15 protein-coding genes and 1 tRNA gene are annotated in these 20,184 nt (G+C 46.8%); 9 read left to right on the top strand and 7 right to left on the bottom strand.

Going from position 1 to position 20,184, the window contains the following annotated elements:
* Window position 1 precedes the first annotated feature (1 nt).
* From rfbC to DW947_RS06955, 3 genes are read left to right on the top strand one after another with little or no spacing between them, the layout of a single operon-like run.
* On the top strand, window positions 2–550 hold the full coding sequence (rfbC, locus tag DW947_RS06945; protein WP_005825481.1) for a dTDP-4-dehydrorhamnose 3,5-epimerase: 549 nt from the start codon (window positions 2–4) through the stop codon (window positions 548–550).
* 3 nt (window positions 551–553) lie between these two features.
* Complete coding sequence (locus tag DW947_RS06950; RefSeq protein ID WP_117962498.1) at window positions 554–1,867, top strand: UDP-glucose dehydrogenase family protein; 1,314 nt, start codon at window positions 554–556, stop codon at window positions 1,865–1,867.
* Window positions 1,868–1,904: 37 nt separating this feature from the next.
* Window positions 1,905–2,705: a DUF4738 domain-containing protein gene (locus tag DW947_RS06955; protein WP_005837141.1), complete on the top strand. Its 801-nt coding sequence runs from the start codon at window positions 1,905–1,907 to the stop codon at window positions 2,703–2,705.
* Window positions 2,706–2,741: 36 nt separating this feature from the next.
* Here the strand turns inward: DW947_RS06955 and DW947_RS06960 are convergent, their stop codons facing one another.
* Window positions 2,742–4,028, bottom strand: a complete 1,287-nt coding sequence (locus DW947_RS06960; protein WP_044467634.1) for a DEAD/DEAH box helicase — start codon at window positions 4,026–4,028, stop codon at window positions 2,742–2,744.
* Window positions 4,029–4,156: 128 nt separating this feature from the next.
* A complete protein-coding gene (gene serB / locus DW947_RS06965; RefSeq protein WP_005837143.1) occupies window positions 4,157–5,386 on the bottom strand; it encodes a phosphoserine phosphatase SerB in 1,230 nt (409 codons plus the stop codon).
* 276 nt (window positions 5,387–5,662) lie between these two features.
* On the opposite strand from serB, the gene DW947_RS06975 reads away from it, so the two are divergent.
* Window positions 5,663–6,163, top strand: coding sequence for a thioredoxin-like domain-containing protein (locus DW947_RS06975; RefSeq protein WP_005825473.1), 501 nt, complete (start codon window positions 5,663–5,665; stop codon window positions 6,161–6,163).
* A 273-nt stretch (window positions 6,164–6,436) separates the two neighbouring features.
* Here DW947_RS06975 and DW947_RS06980 read toward each other — a convergent pair whose 3' ends face one another.
* From DW947_RS06980 to lon, 3 genes are read right to left on the bottom strand one after another with little or no spacing between them, the layout of a single operon-like run.
* A complete protein-coding gene (locus tag DW947_RS06980; protein WP_005825471.1) occupies window positions 6,437–7,573 on the bottom strand; it encodes an LptF/LptG family permease in 1,137 nt (378 codons plus the stop codon).
* Window positions 7,570–8,700: a tRNA guanosine(34) transglycosylase Tgt gene (gene tgt, locus DW947_RS06985; protein ID WP_005825470.1), complete on the bottom strand. Its 1,131-nt coding sequence runs from the start codon at window positions 8,698–8,700 to the stop codon at window positions 7,570–7,572. Before tgt ends, DW947_RS06980 begins: the two co-directional genes overlap by 4 nt.
* A complete protein-coding gene (gene lon / locus DW947_RS06990) occupies window positions 8,697–11,177 on the bottom strand; it encodes an endopeptidase La (RefSeq protein WP_005825468.1) in 2,481 nt (826 codons plus the stop codon). Before lon ends, tgt begins: the two co-directional genes overlap by 4 nt.
* 171 nt (window positions 11,178–11,348) lie before the next feature.
* On the opposite strand from lon, the gene DW947_RS06995 reads away from it, so the two are divergent.
* Entirely contained in the window at window positions 11,349–12,056 is a 708-nt protein-coding gene (locus tag DW947_RS06995; protein ID WP_005825467.1) for a tRNA1(Val) (adenine(37)-N6)-methyltransferase, read from the top strand.
* A gap of 86 nt (window positions 12,057–12,142) precedes the next feature.
* Window positions 12,143–12,217: transfer RNA gene (locus tag DW947_RS07000), tRNA-Pro, on the top strand.
* Window positions 12,218–12,278: 61 nt separating this feature from the next.
* Here the strand turns inward: DW947_RS07000 and DW947_RS07005 are convergent.
* Window positions 12,279–13,244: a sensor histidine kinase gene (locus DW947_RS07005; protein ID WP_005837150.1), complete on the bottom strand. Its 966-nt coding sequence runs from the start codon at window positions 13,242–13,244 to the stop codon at window positions 12,279–12,281.
* A complete protein-coding gene (locus DW947_RS07010; RefSeq protein ID WP_035448543.1) occupies window positions 13,241–14,614 on the bottom strand; it encodes a sigma-54-dependent transcriptional regulator in 1,374 nt (457 codons plus the stop codon). The genes DW947_RS07005 and DW947_RS07010 overlap by 4 nt, the downstream gene beginning before the upstream one ends.
* Before the next feature lie 218 nt (window positions 14,615–14,832).
* Between DW947_RS07010 and DW947_RS07015 the strand changes: the two genes are divergently transcribed.
* From DW947_RS07015 to DW947_RS07025, 3 genes are all read left to right on the top strand, one after another.
* Complete coding sequence (locus tag DW947_RS07015) at window positions 14,833–16,320, top strand: TolC family protein (RefSeq protein ID WP_009038402.1); 1,488 nt, start codon at window positions 14,833–14,835, stop codon at window positions 16,318–16,320.
* A gap of 169 nt (window positions 16,321–16,489) precedes the next feature.
* On the top strand, window positions 16,490–17,740 hold the full coding sequence (locus DW947_RS07020) for an efflux RND transporter periplasmic adaptor subunit (RefSeq protein WP_119958473.1): 1,251 nt from the start codon (window positions 16,490–16,492) through the stop codon (window positions 17,738–17,740).
* 11 nt (window positions 17,741–17,751) lie between these two features.
* The gene (locus tag DW947_RS07025) at window positions 17,752–20,157 is read left to right on the top strand and encodes an ABC transporter permease (protein WP_057089398.1); all 2,406 of its coding nucleotides are present in this window, start codon (window positions 17,752–17,754) and stop codon (window positions 20,155–20,157) included.
* Window positions 20,158–20,184 lie beyond the last annotated feature (27 nt).

A 20,184-nucleotide genomic window follows, 5' to 3' on the forward strand; every position in this document is an offset into this window, starting at 1 on the left:
AATGAACTACATACAAACAGAGATTGACGGCGTATGGCTGATTGAGCCGAAAGTATTCCATGATGCCCGCGGATACTTTATGGAAGCATTTAAGGAAGAAGAGTTCCGTGCACATGTCGGAAACGTTCACTTCATCCAGGACAATGAGTCCAAATCCTCTTTCGGTGTATTACGTGGTCTTCATTACCAGAAGGGTGATTGCAGCCAGGCCAAACTGGTACGTGTCATTAAGGGAAAAGTGCTGGACGTGGCTGTCGACTTAAGAAAATCTTCTCCCACTTTCGGAAAGTATGTCAGTGTGGAGCTAAGTGAGGAGAACAAAAGACAATTCTTCATTCCGCGTGGTTTTGCCCACGGTTTTCTGGTGCTGAGCGATGAAGCTGTCTTTACATACAAGGTAGACAACGTATACGCACCACAATCCGAGGCATCCATCCGTTTTGACGACGAAACCATCGGTATTGAATGGCCCGTTGCTACGGAACAGCTTCTATTATCAGATAAAGACGGACATGCCGTATCGTTCAAGGATGCGGTCTATTATGAATAAAATATGAAAATAGCCATTGTCGGTACAGGATACGTCGGTTTGGTAACCGGAACCTGCTTTGCGGAAATCGGTGTCAACGTTATTTGCGTAGACACGAACAGTGAAAAGATAGAGTCACTGAAAAAGGGTGTTATTCCTATCTATGAAAATGGACTGGAAGAAATGGTTAGCCGGAATGTGAAAGCAGGACGCCTGCAATTCACCACGTCTCTGGAGAGTTGTCTGAATGAGGTGGAAGTGGTATTCAGTGCCGTAGGTACACCACCCGATGAGGATGGAAGTGCCGACTTGAGCTATGTGCTGGAAGTTGCCCGCACCATTGGACGCAATATGCAGAAATATGTGTTGGTGGTAACCAAAAGTACCGTTCCCGTAGGTACTGCCAGAAAAGTGCGGGCTACCATTCAAGAAGAACTTGATAAGAGAGGGATGAACATTGACTTCGATGTCGCTTCGAATCCCGAGTTTCTGAAAGAAGGTAATGCTATCAACGATTTTATGAGTCCCGACCGTGTAGTGGTGGGAGTAGAGTCCGAACGAGCCAAGAAGATAATGAGCAAGCTCTACAAACCATTCCTGCTGAACAACTTCCGTGTCATCTTTATGGACATCCCTTCTGCAGAAATGACAAAGTATGCAGCTAACTCCATGCTTGCCACCCGCATCAGCTTCATGAACGACATTGCCAATTTGTGCGAATTGGTGGGAGCGGATGTAAACATGGTGCGCAGTGGTATCGGTTCGGATACCCGTATCGGACGCAAGTTCCTCTATCCGGGGATAGGTTACGGCGGTTCATGCTTCCCTAAGGATGTAAAGGCACTGATTAAAACGGCTGAACTGAACGGCTACAAGATGCGCGTACTCCATGCAGTAGAGGAGGTGAACGAGAAACAGAAGAGCATCTTATTCGAAAAGCTGCAGAAGCATTTCAATAATGATTTGGAGGGAAAGACCATTGCCATTTGGGGGCTGGCCTTTAAACCCGAAACAGATGACATGCGTGAAGCCCCGGCTCTGGTATTGATTGACAAGCTACTGAAGGCCGGTTGTAAAGTACGTGCCTACGACCCGGCTGCCATGAACGAATGCCGGCGTCGCATAGGAGAAAGTATTTATTATGCGACAGATATGTATGATGCTGCGCTGGATGCAGATGCACTGATGCTGGTGACCGAATGGAAAGAATTCCGCCTGCCTTCATGGGCAGTCATCAAGAAAACCATGGAGCAGCCGTTGGTATTGGACGGACGTAACATTTACGACAAGAAAGATATGGAAGAACAAGGTTTCACATATCATTGCATCGGAAAATAAAGTTGCAGAAAAAAGAAAAGAAATAAATAGGGACGTTATGACAATAAAAGGAAGTGCGATTCTCATTGTACTTGTTGTCTCATTGGCCTCATGCAGCAACAGACAAACAGGAGAGGTTTCCGTAAAGGAAGACCTCATTGCAAAACAACTGTTACAAGGCATCTGGGTGAACGATGAAACAGAAATGCCGTTGATGCGCATCGAAGGGGATACGGTATATTATGCCAACCCGCAAAGCGCTCCCGTACCTTTCAAGGTTGTTCACGATACAATCTACATATACAGCAATGAACCGGTGGCCTATAAGATAGACCGTCAAACGGAATACAGCTTCTGGTTCCACTCGCTGGCCGACGAAGTAATTAAACTGCATAAATCAGAGAATGCGGAAGATTCTTTGGTTTTCACCAGTCGAGAAGTGGAGGTCATTTCTACTACTCCGGAAGTGATAAAGAAAGACAGTATCGTAACATACAAGAATACAAGATATAGGGGATATGTATATATCAACCCCTCAAAGATGAAGGTTTTCAAGACTTCCTATTCTGAAAATGGAATCAGTGTGGACAATGTGTATTATGATAATGTAATCCACATCTGTGTATACGAAGGGAAGAAGATGCTTTATGGCCAGGACATCACTAAAAAGATGTTTGCGGATATATTCCCTGCCGAAATGCTGGACCAGGCCATTCTTGCCGATATGAATTTCATGGGTGTGGATAGTAAGGGGTACCATTATCAGGCAACCCTCGGCATACCCGAAAGTTCCGTATACAATTTGGTAAATATGATTATTGGTTTTGACAATACAATGAACATAGAAAAAGCGGAATAAATCCGCTTTTTCTATTTCTTTTCTTCACCACAATGTTTATTTCTTCTCGCCGCCATTCTGTGGACGTTTGGCTCTGGGCTTTCCACCTTTACTGTTGTTACGGCCGTTCTTGTTTCCTCCTGGCTTACGTCCGTTTCCACGGCCGCCCCGTCTTCCTCCGTCAAATGCTCTCGGCTTGTATTCGGGGGCTTCGCCCAGCTCCTCGGGAACCGGTATCTTATAGATGTCCCTATCCAGGAATTTTTCGATATTCTTAAAGTTCCCCTGCTCCTTTTCGGAAACGAAAGTGATGGCTACGCCGTCATTATTGGCACGCGCCGTACGTCCGATGCGGTGCACATAATCTTCACTGTCGTGGGGAACGTCATAGTTTATCACCAGACGGATGTCATCGATATCAATACCTCTCGCAACGATATCTGTAGCTACCAGGATATTGATACGTCCTGCCTTGAATTCGTACATCACTTCTTCGCGCTGTGCCTGCTCTAAATCGGAGTGCATTTCACCAACGTTCAGTTTCATCTGCTTCAAGGCTTTGGTCACTTCCTTCACTTTCAGTTTGGAAGAAGCAAAGATGATGACGCGTTCCGGCGTCTCCTCTGCAAAGAGGCTACGGATGATGCCCAGCTTCTGATTCTCGTAGCAGACATAGGCTGCCTGCACAATCTTTTCCGCTGGTTTGGAAACCGCCAACTTCACTTCGGCGGGATTGTTCAGAATGTTGCCAGCCAACTGTTGTATCTTGGCAGGCATGGTAGCAGAGAACATAATGGTCTGCCGCTCTTTAGGGAGAAACTTGACAATCTGCATAATGTCATCATAGAATCCCATATCCAGCATCCGGTCTGCTTCATCCAAAATAAAATAAGAGACACGGGAAAGATCTACATAACCAAGGCTAAGATGGGCTATCAAACGCCCCGGGGTAGCAATAACGACATCAGCACCCAGTGTCAACCCTCTTTTCTGCTGCTCGAACAGTATTCCGTCATTACCGCCATACACAGCCACGCTGGAAACCGGCATGAAATAAGAGAAACCTTCCATCTGTTGGTCTATCTGTTGCGCCAACTCGCGGGTAGGAGCCATGACAATGCAATTGATGGCATCGGCAGGGTGTCCGCCCTCTGAAAGCTTGTTCAATATAGGCAACAAATATGCGGCTGTTTTTCCCGTTCCGGTTTGTGCCACTGCTATTAAATCTCGACCTTCGAGTATGACGGGAATTGATTTTTCTTGTATGGGGGTGCACTCTTCAAAGCGCATGGCATCCAGTGCCTCCAGCACATCGCCATTTAAATGTAGTTCTGAAAACTTCATGTATCTCTTTTAAATTTGCGTACAAAGATAGGAAAAAGACTTATAAAATAGACTCTTACAGTAAAAAAATAAGCCCTTGGGACAATAATTATCTCAAGGGCTTGCAAATTTGTTTCAAGCATCTGCCTTCAACGGGGAATATCAATGTATGAATCCTTAAATCCCAGAAAGTAAAGTACGCCATCTAAGCCGATGGTGTTGATGGATTGCTTGGCATTGGCAACTACTTTGGGCTTTGCATGGAAAGCGATTCCAAGGCCGGCAATTCCCAGCATGGGCAGGTCGTTGGCACCGTCGCCCACAGCAATAGTCTGCGCAATATCCACTTTCTCCACCTGAGCTATCAAACGCAGCAACTCCGCCTTACGCTTACCGTCGACTACATCACCGAGATAGCGGCCGGTCAGTTTGCCATCCTCTATTTCCAGCTCGTTGGCATACACATAGTCTATACCGTACTTCTTCTGGAGGTACTGCCCGAAGTAGGTAAACCCTCCCGAAAGAATAGCTATCTTGTAACCGTATTTCTTCAAAACATACATCAGGCGATCCACACCTTCCGTAATGGGAAGATTCTCTGCAATCTCCTGCATCACGGACTCATCCAATCCTTTCAACAAAGCCACTCGTTCGCGAAAGCTCTCGATGAAATCTATCTCACCACGCATGGCACGTTCGGTAATGGCCTTCACCTGGTCGCCCACACCTGCACGTATGGCCAATTCATCAATCACTTCCGTTTCAATCAGCGTAGAGTCCATATCGAAGCAAATGAGGCGGCGCATCCGGCGGTACATATTGTCCAACTGGAAAGAGAAATCCATTTCCAGTTCGGTTGCCAGTTTCATTAACTGTTCTTGCATGGCAATACGGTCTTTCGGAGTGCCACGAACGGAAAATTCGATGCAGGCGCGTGTACGCGATTCGCATTCGTCCAGCGGGATACGTCCTGTAAGGCGCTTGATGGCATCGATATTCATGCCTTGCTCTGCAAGAATACGGGTAACGGCAGATATTTGACGGGCAGACAACTTACGCCCCAATAAAGTAAGAATATAGCGGTTCTTTCCCTGCATATTCACCCAATCCTCGTACTCTTTGGTAGTAATGGGGTAGAAACGGACAGTCACTCCCAGGGAGGAAGCCTTGAAAAGCAGTTCCTTCATAATGAACCCCGAGTGTTGTTCTTCCGTCTTGCACAAAATGCCCAACGAAAGAGTATTGTGAATATCTGCCTGGCCAATATCCAGAATGGTAGCATCATATTTCGCCAGAATTTCCGTCACGGAAGCTGTCAGTCCCGGACGGTCTTCACCCGTAATACGTATCAGGATGAGTTCAGTGTTCAATGGTTGCATAAGTCATCTTTTTGATAGAATAATAGGCTACAAAAGTAAGGAAAATTCCCGCTATTTATGCTAAATAACATAAAAATATGCCTCTAAAAAGTGAGAAAAATGCTTGTTTATTTGGAAGTTTGTTTAGGAATTACTTACCTTTGCACCCGATTTCACAATTAAAAGCTTTGATTATCAGTGTCTTTATCACTATTCAAGGCTTTGACAAGACGATGTTCCGGGAAGAAATCACTGTTGAAGGACAGTCCCGGATAGTATTAACCAAAACCGTGCCGCATGAAATATGCAAAATGGATTTTTGTTGTATTACTAATAAGTTCCTTGACTTCTTTTGTAGAAAAAGACAAACCTACCGGAGGTTTGAATGTGGGTGACATGGCCCCGGATTTCAAAATCCAAACCATGTCGGCAGAGCAATCCCAAACCGAACTTTCAGACTTGAAAGGAAAGTATGTATTGCTCAGTTTTTGGGCAAGTTACGACGCGCAGTCCCGGATGCAAAACGCAAGTTTGAGCAATGCGCTTCGCTCTACTGCCCGCAACAATGTGAAGATGGTTTCAGTTTCATTCGATGAGTATCAGTCAATCTTTGAAGAAACCATCCGTAAGGACCAAATAGTTACGCCCACTTGTTTCGTGGAAACTAAAGGCGAATATTCCGGCCTCTTTAAGAAATATCGCTTAGGCCGCGGATTCACTAACTATTTACTAGATGATAATGGTGTAATTATTGCCAAAAACATCTCTGCTGCAGAACTTTCCGCTTACTTGAATTAAGCTTGCTGATGCCCGGTGCATACAACAGCAACTTAAAAAACCTGTAAGACGAAAGTGAGGGTGTTCCCTAGAAACCGACGTCTCTTTCCGGCAAAAAAGGGAACAGAACAAAAGAGGAAAATGAATACAACAAAAAGCCCCTCCCGCACTTGTACAACGCAAGAGTGGGAGGGGCTTCTTATTTTAATGGGCTTCCAGAGACAAACATCCTAAACCTCTGCTTTAGTACGCCAAACCTCAACTTGAGCAAGCTGAAGTAGAGGTTTAGAATGCTTATTTCGGCGCTTTCCTATATAGATAGAATGCAATGAAGGCATACATTATATTCGGTATCCACACAGCGATGACCGGAGGCATGTTGCCGTTCACGGCAAATGTGGAAGCAATGGTCTGAAACAGAATATAAGAGAAACTCAATGCCAAGCCTATACCTAAATGCAATCCCATTCCACCTTTCGTTTTCTTGGAAGACAAAGACACTCCAATCAGCGTCAGGATAAAGGAGGCAAACGACATGGCAATGCGTTTGTGGTACTCTATCTCAAATTCCTTAATGTTGGCAAAGCCGCGTTGCCGCTGCCTGTTGATGTACTCGCTTAGCTGAGGGCTGGTCAACATCTCCTGCTGGTTCTTCATAATCAGGAAGTCGGCAGGCTCCATAAAAAGGGTAGTGTCTATGCGGTCACCCTTCGTGATACTCTCTTTCATGCCATCCATCTGGCGAATCATATAATCCTTGATTTTCCACTTATGCACGGCCGTCGTGTCGTAGGTAATGGAACGGGCTGTAAGGTGGGAGACCAGTTGCTTGTCATTGAACTTGTCCAAAGAAAAGCGATAACCGGTCTTGCTGTAGTCTTCAAAACGTTCGATATAGGCAATTACCCCCGAATCCACTTCCAGCTGGATGTTCCGTGCCGTATTCGCCTTACGGGGTTTGTAGTACTTGTCCTCAAAATTGATACGTGTCACACTGCCTTTGGGAATGACATAAGACCCGAGGCAGAACGTCACTACCGCAATGATTGCCGCAGATACCATATAAGGACGCAACATACGCTTGAAACTCATTCCCGTAGAGAACATGGCAATAATCTCCGAGTTCTCCGCCAGTTTGGAAGTAAAGAAGATTACGGCGATAAATACAAACAGCGGACTGAACAGATTGGCAAAGTAGGGGATGAAGTTCAGATAATAATCAAAGACAATAGCATTCCACGGCGCTTCATGAGACATGAAGCGGTCCATCTTCTCGTTGAAGTCGAACACCACCGCAATGGAGATAATCAATGCGATGGCAAAGACATATGTACCCAGGAACTTCTTAATAATGTACCAGTCCAGCCGCTTCAGGAATTTACCTCTCGGCAGCTTTATATTCTTCCATATCCTCCAGTTCATTTTTCTCATAATCTTGTCGATACGCGTTTCACCATCATCGGTTTCCAGGTAGCAAAGTCGCCTGCAATGATATGCTTACGTGCCTCGCCTGCCAGCCACAGATAGAAAGCCAAGTTGTGGATAGATGCTATCTGCATGGCAAGCAGCTCTTGTGCATGGAACAGATGGCGCAAGTATGCCTTGCTGTACATGGTATCTACGTAGGAGGCACCGTCTGCTTCAATGGGAGAGAAATCCATTTCCCATTTTTTGTTGCGCATGTTCATGATGCCGTCCTTGGTAAACAACATGCCGTTGCGTCCGTTGCGGGTAGGCATCACACAGTCGAACATATCGACACCGCGTTCAATGCCCTCTAGAATGTTTACCGGGGTCCCGACTCCCATCAGATAGCGAGGCTTGTCTTTGGGAAGAATACCGTTCACCAGCTCAATCATCTCGTACATCTTGTCTACAGGCTCGCCCACAGCCAGACCACCAATGGCATTACCGTCAGCACCTTTAGAGGCAACAAACTCTGCTGACTGCTCGCGGAGGTCGCGATAGACGCACCCCTGCACAATGGGAAATAAGGATTGCTGATAACCGTATTTCGGTTCTGTTTCGTTGAAACGCTTGATACAACGGTCCAGCCAGCGATGTGTCAATCCCAGTGATTTTTTGGCATATTCGTAGTCCGAATCCCCCGGAGGACATTCATCAAAGGCCATCATGATGTCTGCACCGATAGTCCGTTCTATATCCATCACCTTCTCCGGTGTAAAGATATGCTTGCTACCGTCGATGTGTGAACGGAATTCCGCACCTTCTTCGCGCAACTTGCGGATACCGGACAACGAGAATACCTGGAAACCGCCGCTGTCTGTCAGCATAGGACGGTCAAAGCCGTTGAACTTATGCAGTCCACCGGCTTTCTCTATCACTTCCAGTCCCGGACGCAGATAAAGATGATAGGTATTACCCAATATAATCTGCGCCTTTATATCCTCTTTCAGCTCAGGCAGATGCACGCCTTTCACTGTTCCCACTGTACCTACCGGCATAAAGATAGGTGTCTCAATCTGCCCGTGGTCAGTAGTAATCAGTCCGGCACGTGCATTGGTCTTGCTGTCTGTATATTGTAACTCGAATGTCATTCCTCTTTCTTTTCGGTCTTTTCTTTCTTTACGGACAAGTCGATGGCATCGGCTACTTTTTCATCAGTCAGCGCAATGGCAAACACTTCCTTAATATCTTTCACATAGTGGAAAGTCAGTCCTTTCAGATATATATCCTGTATCTCTTCTATATTCTTGCGGTTCTCGTCGCTCAAGATAATCTCCTTGATACCGGCACGCTTGGCAGCCAGTATCTTCTCTTTGATGCCTCCTACCGGAAGTACCTTGCCACGGAGTGTTATTTCGCCTGTCATGGCAAGATTTGCCTTCACCTTTTTCTGGGTGAGGGCAGAAGCGAGGGAAGTAGCCATCGTGATGCCGGCAGAAGGACCGTCCTTCGGAATGGCACCTTCGGGCACATGGACGTGGATGTTCCAGTTATCAAAAATCTCTTCGTCAAGATTCAGCAGGGAGGCATGCGCCTTGATGTATTCCAGTGCCAGCATGGCCGACTCTTTCATTACATCACCCAAATTACCGGTCAATGTCAAACGTCCGCCCTTGCCACGGCTCAGGCTGGTTTCCACGAAAAGTATTTCACCACCTACGGCAGTCCACGCCAGACCGGTCACCACCCCTGCATACTCATTACCCTGATACTTGTCCCGGGTATATTCGGGTGCACCCAGGAATTCATACAAGTCTCCCGGTTTTATTTCGGTCTTCGCAAAATAACCGTCCGTAGCATATTGGCGTGCAGATTTACGGAGTATCTTTCCGATTTTCTTTTCCAGTTCGCGCACGCCGCTCTCACGGGTATAATTCTCTATAATGGCTTCCAGTGTGTTCTTCGGAATCTTGATATCATTCTTTTTCATACCGTTTGCCTCCAATTCCTTCGGAACCAGATGGCGGCGGGCAATCTCAATCTTTTCTTCCGTGATATAGCCGCTTACCTCAATCAGCTCCATACGGTCCAGCAACGGTCCGGGGATGGTATTCAGATTATTGGCAGTAGCGATGAACATCACTTTGGACAAATCATAGTCCACATCCAGAAAGTTATCATGGAATGTAGTGTTCTGTTCCGGGTCGAGCACTTCGAGGAGGGCAGAGGAGGGGTCTCCCTGGCGGTCGGCACTCACCTTGTCTATTTCATCCAGAATAAATACCGGATTGGAGGAACCTGCCTTTATCAGATTCTTGATAATCCGTCCCGGCATGGCACCGATATAGGTTTTACGATGACCGCGAATCTCAGCTTCATCATGCACGCCTCCCAGCGACATACGGATATACTTACGCTTCAAGGCGGCAGCAATGGAACGCCCCAAAGAGGTTTTTCCCACACCCGGAGGGCCATACAAGCAGATGATGGGTGATTTCATATCGCCTTTCAGCTTTAATACAGCAAGATGTTCCAGAATGCGTTCCTTCACCTTCTCCAAACCATAATGGTCTTTGTTTAGTGTCTTTTCTGCATTGACAAGGCTCAGATTATCCGTCGTATAAATGCCCCACGGCAAACTAAGCATCGTCTGCAGATAGTTCAGCTGCACGCTATAGTCGGGAGACTGGGGATGGGTACGTTCCAACTTATCCACCTCTTTCAGGAACGTAGCCTTCACCTCATCATTCCATTTGATGGTCTCCGCCTTCTTACGCATCTCCTCTATTTCCTGCTCTTGACCGCCGCCACCCAGCTCATCCTGAATGGTTTTAATCTGCTGCTGCAGGAAATACTCACGCTGCTGCTGGTCTATATCCTCACGTGCACGCATCTGGATAGACTCTTTGATTTCGGCAAGCTGCACTTCACGATTCAGAATCTCAAGCAGGCGGTAGGTACGCGCCCGCAAAGAGTCGATACGGAGCAGTTCTATCTTTTCGTCTTTCTTGAGTGGCAGGTTCGTACAGATAAAGTCTACCAAAAACATTGGATTGGTAATGTTCTTGATGGCAAATGCCGAATCCTGCGGAAACATATCGGATGACTTGATGTAGCGTACTGTCAAGTCTTTACACGCCTCTACCAATGCATGGAATTCCTTGTCATTCTTCTCCGGAAGTTCTTCATTCAGCGTAGCTATCCGTCCCTTCAGATAAGGAGTCGTATCCGTAATCTCCTTCAGTTCCATACGTTTGGAGCCTTGCAGAATGACTGTAGTTGTCTGGTCTGGCATTTCAAGCACACGTACTATCTTGGCAACTGTACCGATGGTATGTAAATCCTCAAACAGAGGTGTCTCTGTTTCAGCCACCTTTTGGCATACAACAGCTATATAAGAATTTTTCTTTTCTGCTTCACGCACCAATTTGAGGGAAGATTTTCTTCCTACAGATACCGGCATAAACACCCCAGGGAACAATACCATATTTCGGAGAGGCAATATCGGTAAAACCTCTTCTACCTCAATGTCCATCAATTGTTCTTCATTCCCCTCAAAATCAGCAATTACAGAGAAAGCGTTTCCGCTTCTATCTTCGACATCACTCAGGTAATTTCTTTTCTTCATTTCTTTCTTTTTAGTTTATGTCATATTGGCAGGCCAATAAAGCGCCTGCAAAGTTAAGCTATTTCTTCATAAATAAACGTTCTTCACCCTTTAAAAAGACAAAAACAGTGCCAATTTTATGACAAATATGCAGGCTTTGATTATTTTTGAGCCCAATTAAAGAAGATAAACATGCCAAAATCATCTTTTAAGTTTAAACAATTTACCATATTTCATGATAAATGCGCCATGAAGGTCGGCACAGATGGTGTACTACTTGGGGCATGGGCCCCGGCAGACAAAGCAAAGCGTATACTGGACGTTGGAACCGGTACCGGATTAATAGCCTTACAGTTAGCGCAAAGGAATCCGCATGCCCGGATTACTGCAATCGAGATAGATGCGGCTGCAGCCGGACAAGCCACAGAAAATGTATCTCACTCTCCATGGGCCGATAGAGTAGAGGTCATATGTCATGATTTCCGAGATTATCAGCCGGAAAACAGATTTGACCTCATCGTTTCCAATCCTCCCTATTTTATAGATGCGTTGAAATGTCCTGACGAACAAAGGTGCACAGCACGGCATGCGGGCAATTTGAATTACGATTTACTGTTTCATCGTTCGGCATCTTTGCTTGAAGAGCAAGGAGTCGTAAGCATCATTATTCCAGCGGAAGCTGAAAAAACGGTTGTGGATACAGCTTGGAACCATAAGTTGTTTCCATTGCATCGTGTGCAAGTCTTCACCAAGCCCGGAAAACCGTGCAGACGGGTATTGCTGAACTTTGGTTTTGAAGCAAAAGAGTGTAGAGAAGAGAAACTCTGTATTGAGGTGAATCACAATGAGTTTACCCCTGAATATGTAGCTTTAACGAAAGATTTCTATCTGAAAATGTAATTTTAATTGCATAAAACTTGCCTAAATGTTTGGTTGGTATCAGAATTGTTTTTACCTTTGCACTCGCTTTTCAGAAGTAAAGTATTCGGGGTGTAGCGCAGTCCGGTTAGCGCACCTGCTTTGGGAGCAGGGGGTCGTGGGTTCGAATCCCGCTACCCCGACAGAAATTAATAAGCTACTGATTTTTCAGTAGCTTATTTTTGTATATACCCTCTTTCCCACTTATCCAAATAGCAGCGTAAAGCAACTCCCTTTTCCCACAGCAGACTGCACCGTGATATTCCCTCCATGCCGGTTCATCACTTGTTTACATAAACTGAGCCCGATGCCCGAACCGGAAGGCTTGGTGGTGAAGAACGGTACAAAAATCTTATCTTGCACTTCCGGCAGAATGCCTTCACCATTGTCACTGACAGTGATTAGGCATTGCCACGAGAGGGCGGGTAGCATCTTCACTTCTATCCGGGGATGCTCTTTCCTGCTACATGCCTCTTTGGCATTTTTAATCAGATTAATCAGTACTTGTTCTATCTGTGTCCGGTCTATCTGGAGTATGCGGTCGGCCTCCGGAAGCTCTATCCGGATATACTCTTCCGAAAACAGCTTCTGCAAATCCTGCAACAGCTCGCGGACGGCAACCGGACGACGGACGGGGGCGGGAAGTCTTGTCAGCTTCCGGTAATTCTCCACAAACTCCAACAACCCCTTACTACGGCGGTGGATAGTCTGCATTCCCTGCCGCATGACGGGATAGTTCTTTTCCGACATTTCCCGCTCGCTCAAGGTTTCGGAGAGGGAGATGATGGGAGTGATTGAATTCATTATTTCGTGCGTCAGCACACGTATCAGCTTTTGCCACGCTTCCATCTCATTGCGTTCCAGCACGCGGGTACGGAAATTCCTCATCGCTTCGGAAAGCTCGTCCACCATATCCTCCATAGACCGGTTCTTGTAGGGAGAACGGAATGACAGCATCATGTCGTCATAGCGCAGGCTCTCTGCCAGATGGCGCATCATGCGCACCTGCATCATCTGCAGGCGGTACAGATGAACGGCAATCGCCAGCAATATCAAAAAAGCCATCAGTGCACTGAACCACAGTCCGGCATCCACCAGCAGATAAACGCCGACCGAAAGGAAGGCTATGCCGATGATGTGCAGTGCCACAATCAATGAATATCGTTTCATAAGCCCAGTTTTTCAAGTTTCCGGTACAAGGCGAAGCGAGTAATGCCCAAGTATTCGGCGGCACGGGTCACATTTCCTTCACTGAGCCGCATGGCACGTTCCACAGCCTGCCGTTCCAATTGCTCCAAGTTGAGGACTTCTTCTTCCTTCTTCTGACGGGAAACAGAAGCTTGGAACATAAAGTTCTCCGGACGAAGCAGAGAACCGTCTCCCAATATGACAGCACGTTCCACTGTATGCTGCAACTCACGTACATTACCCGGCCAGGCATATTTCAACAACTTGTTTTTCGCCTCCCGGGTCAGCCCGCGCATCTCTTTCTGATATTTGCGGGCATACCGTTGCAGGAAATACTCTGCCAGCAGGAGGATGTCGTTTCCGCGTTCCCGCAGAGGTGGAATATGCAACTCGATGGTGTTGATGCGATACAGCAGGTCTTGGCGGAAGTCTCCTTCGTCCACCAGCCGACGGATGTCTGCATTGGTGGCGCAGATGAGCCGCACATCAATGGGCGTAGCCTGCGTACTTCCCAAACGACTGATACAACGCTTTTCGATGGCAGTCAGCAATTTGGCCTGCATGGGCAGGGAAAGGTTACCTATCTCGTCCAGAAAAAGCGTGCCGCCGGTTGCCACTTCCATACGTCCAGCTTTCGCTTTCCGTGCATCGGTGAAGGCGCCTTTCTCGTAGCCGAACAACTCGCTTTCGAACAACTGTTCGGGGATACTGCCGAGGTCTATCGTAACAAACGGCTTTCCATAGCGGGGAGAATTGCGGTACAGCAGGCGGGCAATCACATCCTTTCCGGTTCCATTCTCACCCAATATAAGTATGTTGGCATCCGTATCGCGCAACTTCTCCACTGTAGAGAAGACTTGCTGCATGACAAGAGAATCACCGATAATAACCTCTTCGGAGCCTCCCGCTGTGGCATTGCTCAGAACTTCCACCTGCTCCTTCAGCAGATTTATCTCGGTCCGCGAACGACGCAGCTTCATGCCCGAAGAAAGGGTCGCCAACAATTTTTCCTTCTCCCACGGCTTGGGAATGAAATCCGTAGCCCCCGCTTTGATGGCACGCACTGCCTTGTCCGTATCCGCGTAGGCAGTCATGAAGATGACCACTGCTTGCGGGTCGATACTGAGAATCTGCTTCAAACTGTCGAAACCTTCCTGACCACTGATGGCATCACGGCTGAAATTCATATCCAACAGAATAATGTCCGGACGGAAAGTGGTCATAAAATGCTCGATGCGGTCGGGAGTCACTGCCACTTTTATCTTCTCGGCGTAGGGTTCGAGAAGAAGGTTCAGCGCAAAAAGGACATCCTCGTTATCATCTACAATCAATATTTTACCAAACTGCTCCATATCTGTTTTCTTTTCGTGCAGGCAAGGCCTACACAATCCCACATCTCTTGTACGGGCAAAGATAAGTATAATATCCATGTGTTGTGCGTGCATTATCGCACTATTTTTGTGCGCAACTGCACACGTTTGGAAAGCTTCGAACCACAACAAACACTTATAATACAATAACTTATACTTATGGCATAGAATTTGAACTTTATAGAGTAAAGAAAACAACTATGCACCGGAATATATTTTTATTGCTTATTACATTCAGTCTGATGTCGAGTGCCGTTGCCCAAGAGCACACACTGGAGCTGACTTTGGAAGAAACCATCGAGCAGGCCCGCCAGCAGTCGCCCGACGCCCAAAACGCCCGCCATAGCTTCCGTTCCGCTTATTGGAACTACAAATACTACTGTGCCAACTACCTGCCGACGCTCAAGCTTACTTCCAATCCTTATCTGGACCGTGCCATCAACAAAGTGACCCAAAGCGATGGCAACGTCAAGTTCATAGAGCAGAACCTGCTGAGTACCGACCTGACACTGAGTCTGACACAAAACGTGCCGTGGACCGGAGGAACCTTTTTCATTGAAACGGCTGCGCAGCGTCTCGACCTTTTCAGCAGCGACACTTATTCCTGGCAGACTTCACCCGTCAACATCGGATACAGCCAGTCCTTGTTTGGCTACAACAGCCTGAAGTGGGATCGGCGCATCGAACCTATCCGTTATCGCGAAGCCAAGAAAACCTACGTAGAAACCCTTGAACTTGTTGCCGCCAATGCCACAGAGAAGTTCTTCAACCTGGCCAAAGCACAAAGCAACTACGAAATAGCCAACGCCAACTACGCCAATGCAGACACCTTATATATATATGCGCAAGGACGATATAACATCGGCACCATCAGCGAAAACGAAATGTTGCAACTCGAACTCAACAAACTGACCGAAGAAACCAACTGCATGAATGCCCGCATCGAAGTGGAAAACTGCATGCAGGAACTCCGTTCCTACCTCGGCATCCAAGAAGACCTCCTTATAAAGGTGAGAATAGACAACCGCGTGCCCGACCTGCACATCGACCTGGATGCCGCACTGATGCTTGCCAACGAAAACAGTCCGGAGATACAGAACATGCTGCGCCGCAAGGTGGAAAGCGAGAGTGCCGTGTCGCGCGCCAAGGCCAATGCCGGACTGAAGGCAGACATCTACCTGCGCTTCGGCTTGACACAAACTGCCGACAAGCTGAAAGATGCCTACCGGAATCCACTGGACCAGCAGTACGTCAGCCTGGGCATTACCCTCCCCATCCTGGACTGGGGGCGCGGAAGGGGACAAGTACGCGTGGCCCGTTCCAACCGAGACCTTGTCTACACGCAGGTAGAGCAGGACAAGACGGATTTCGACTTGAACGTACGGAAACTCGTAAAGCAATTCAACCTGCAGGCGCAACGGGTAAACATAGCCGCCCGCACAGACCATACAGCCCAACGACGCGCCGAAGTAGCCCGAAAACTCTATCTGCTCGGAAAGTCCTCGGTACTCGACCTCAATGCATCCATCACGGAAAAAGATACGGCCCGGAGAAGCTATATAACGGCTTTGTACAACTATTGGAGTCTGTACTATACACTGAGAAGCATCACGCTATATGACTTTGAAAAAGAGAGGCCACTGGCAGAAGACTTGGAAAGGGTTACTAATGAAGAATCTATACAATAATAGAATCGTGGAATAGTTTTAGTAAAAGCTGGCCGGAGATTTACTAAAACTCCGGTGACGATTTACTAAATCTCCGGTGAAGTTTTAGTAAAACTCGGAACCCTTATTCAGAAGTACTTCTGAAGGGAGTATCTGAAAAGTAAAAAAAGAGTATATAAAATATTGCATTATGGATATAAAACTTGAAAAGAAACCCTGGTACATCCGTTACCGCTACTATCTGGCGGGAGGCGTTACCTTCCTTACCTTCCTGATTTATGTAGTCACCCTTTCGCTGGGTCCCAGCAAACTGCGCATCGAGCAAGACAACATACAGATAGCCGAAGTCAAGAACGGCAAATTTATGGAATATGTAGATGTGGAGGGAGTGATTCAGCCCATCCTTACCATCAAGGTCAATGCACGTGAAACCGGAAGCGTGGAACGCATCATAGGAGAGGAGGGGAGCCTGCTCCGGCAAGGAGATACCATCCTCGTCATGGAAAACCCCGACCTGCTGCGCAGCATTGAAGACCAGCGCGACGACTGGGAAAAGCAACTTATCACCTACCGCGAAAAAGAAATTGAAATGGAGCAGAAAAGCCTGAACCTGCAACAACAAGCCCTGCAGACCGATTATGACCTCAACCGCCTGCGCAAGAGTTTTGCCCTTGACAAGGAGGAGTACCGCATGGGCATCAAGAGCAAGGCGCAGCTCGAAGTTTCCGAGGACGAATACAACTATAAAGTGAAAAATGCCCATCTTCAAAGGGAAAGCCTCCGTCATGACTCTGCCGTCACCGTCATCCGCAAAGACCTCATCAAGAACGACCGCGAACGGGAACGGAAGAAGTATGAACGCGCCTGCGAACGACTCGGCAACCTGGTGGTGAAAGCTCCCGTCGCCGGCCAGCTCAGCTTTGTCAAGGTGACTCCGGGACAGCAGGTCGCTTCCGGCGAAAGCATTGCGGAAATCAAGGTGCTGGACCAATATAAAGTGCATACTTCCCTGAGCGAATACTACATCGACCGCATTATCACCGGATTGCCTGCCACCATCAATTATCAGGGAAGAAAATACCCGTTGCGCATCACGAAAGTGGTTCCCGAAGTCAAAGACCGCACGTTCGACGTAGACCTCGTCTTCACCGGTGACATGCCCGACAACGTACGTGTAGGCAAGAGCTTCCGGGTACAGATTGAGTTAGGCCAGCCGGAAGAGGCGCTCATCATCCCGCGCGGCAACTTCTACCAGAGTACCGGCGGACAATGGATTTACAAACTGAACGCCACAAGGACAAAAGCCGTGCGTGTGCCGCTTGGCATCGGTCGCCAAAACCCGCAACAATACGAGATTACGGAAGGTTTGCAGCCCGGAGATTGGGTAATTACAACGGGATATGATACCTTTGGCGAGGCGGAAGAATTGATAATGAAATAAAACTACGCACTATGAGACAAATAATCTTAGCCATCAATGCATTGCTGAAATTCAAAGCATACACCCTTATCAATGTATTGGGACTGGCGTGCAGTTTGGCTTGCGTACTCACCGTAGCCCGATATATCCACCAAGAAAATACAGTGAACCAATGCTTTCCCGAATATAAACGCATTTGCCTGATAAAAACCTCTACCAGCAGTGGTGAGAACTTCTTGGGAGGCTACCGGTCGGGATTGGAAAAGAATCCTGACGTAGAACAATTTACGGTGATTTATCAAATATCGGATATGCCCGTTCTGTTCGGTGAACAAGAAATTGCAGCGAACGCTTTTTCTGTAGACAGCACCTTCTTCAAAATCTTTCCATATAGGGTGATTGCCGGAAGCGGAAGAATAGTCCGCCCGAGGGATGTTGTCATCACCCGTTCTTTTTGGAAGAAGAAGCTGGGAGGGAAGAATGCCATAGGCGCTACTTTCAAAAACACAAAAGGGAATAAATTCACTATTATAGGAGTGGTGGACGACCCCGATACCAAGACATCATGGATGCCGGATATATTTATGTCGGATGAACTGGATGAATTCCTTTTTTTCGACCCTATATACGCCATGCTGATGGCACCGGATACAGACATTGCACTGCTGAATAAAAAGTATTCAAAAGAACACCCCCGCAGCAAATGGAGCACTTATGAGACAGTACGCTATCAGTATTTGCCTTTGAAAGATTTATATTACGATAAAGACCACGGAAAAGAAAACAAGAACTATCAATATGGCAACCAAAGCTATGTCCGGGTATTGATGGTAGTAGCCTTCCTGGTAGGTATCATAGGGCTGCTGAACTTCATCAACATCTACACTGTCATCATGTCCAAGCGGTCAAGAGAGTTTGGGGTGAAAAAAGTGTTCGGTGCAGGCAGGACAGACATTTTCCTGCAAATATATGCCGAGAACATCTTATTGACGGGACTGGCATTACTCCTTTGCTGGGCTTTAATAGAAATAACCAGGTTTTTCTTTTTCCATGAACTTTATATACCTACCACAACAGACTCCGGCTTTGACCGGAAGGTCTCTGCCATCGTACTTTTAGGATTGCCATTGCTGACTACTGTTTATCCGTTCTTGAAATACACATGTAGCAGACCCGTCAACTCCATACGCGAGCTGGCATCTTCACGCTTTTCCACACGGTCACGCATGATATTACTGTGTTTTCAATATGTCGTAACCATCTTTATAATAACCGTTTCTCTATTCTTTGTACGGCAGTTGGAGTATATGCTCTGCGCCGACCTCGGTTTCCGCTCGCACGATGTGATAACTTGCCGGATGTATGTCGATAAATTGGGCTTATATAAAACAACTAAAGAGGAGGGATTGGATGAAGGAAAAAGACAATATATAAGTAATGCTTTGGTCAATAAACGAATGAGTGAAAGCACTCTGTTTGAGCATTGGAGCAGAGGAAACGACTTGCTGTTCACCGACTTCCGTTTTGACAGTTTTGCGCTCAACAGAGCCGAAAACGGTTTCCATCCGGCATTATCTGCACATTTAACGACCCACTCCATGGCAATATACGATTTTCAACTTGTAGAGGGGCGCCTATGGAACGACTCCATAGATGAAGCGTTCACCAAAAACAGTTTCAAGGTAATTATCAACGAAACCGCTAAAAGAGTCTATGGAATAAAAGACATCACCAAAGACAAGCTGCAACCTGAAGAACCACACTACGCCTCAAGCAGCTTACCGGATTTCTACAATCCACCTTGCGAGATAGTAGGGGTCATAAAGGATTTCAATGTTCGGCACCTTTCACAATCCATCCAACCGGTTGTCATCTATTATCACGATGCAAGCATAGGCGGAATTTATACTGTTACAGCCTCGTATAAGCACGAGAATAAAGCCAAAGTCATTGATTTCCTGCGCCGCTTATACGAAGAATCTACGGGAAGAACCGACTTTGAATATACGCTGATAGAAGATGAACTCCAAAAGATGTATCGTGAAGACCGTCAAGTGGTGAACATTTATACGCTCTTTGCCGGAATAGCCATTTTCATCTCTTCATTGGGATTATTGTCAATATCCTTGTTCGATATTCGGCAACGTTACCGTGAGATAGGTTTACGCAAAGTGAACGGTGCGCAAGCAAAGGATATTTATCCCTTACTCATTAAAAAGTATCTCTCGGTCATGGGAGTCGCCACTTTGCTATCCATACCCTTGTCATGGATTGCCATTACCCTCTATTTGCAGGATTTTGCCCACAAAGCCCCTTTGACATTCGACTTGTTTGCCGTAGCAGTAGCCATAACAACTGCCATCTCCTTGTTGACTATTATTGGGCAAATCAGCAAGGCTGCCAACATCAATCCGGCAAGCATTATGAAAAACGAATAAAAGACATAAAAATTATAAATTTGACAT

Origin of the sequence: Bacteroides sp. AM44-19 (assembly GCF_003603395.1) — a bacterium.
Classification (GTDB): Bacteria; Bacteroidota; Bacteroidia; order Bacteroidales; family Bacteroidaceae; genus Bacteroides; species Bacteroides uniformis.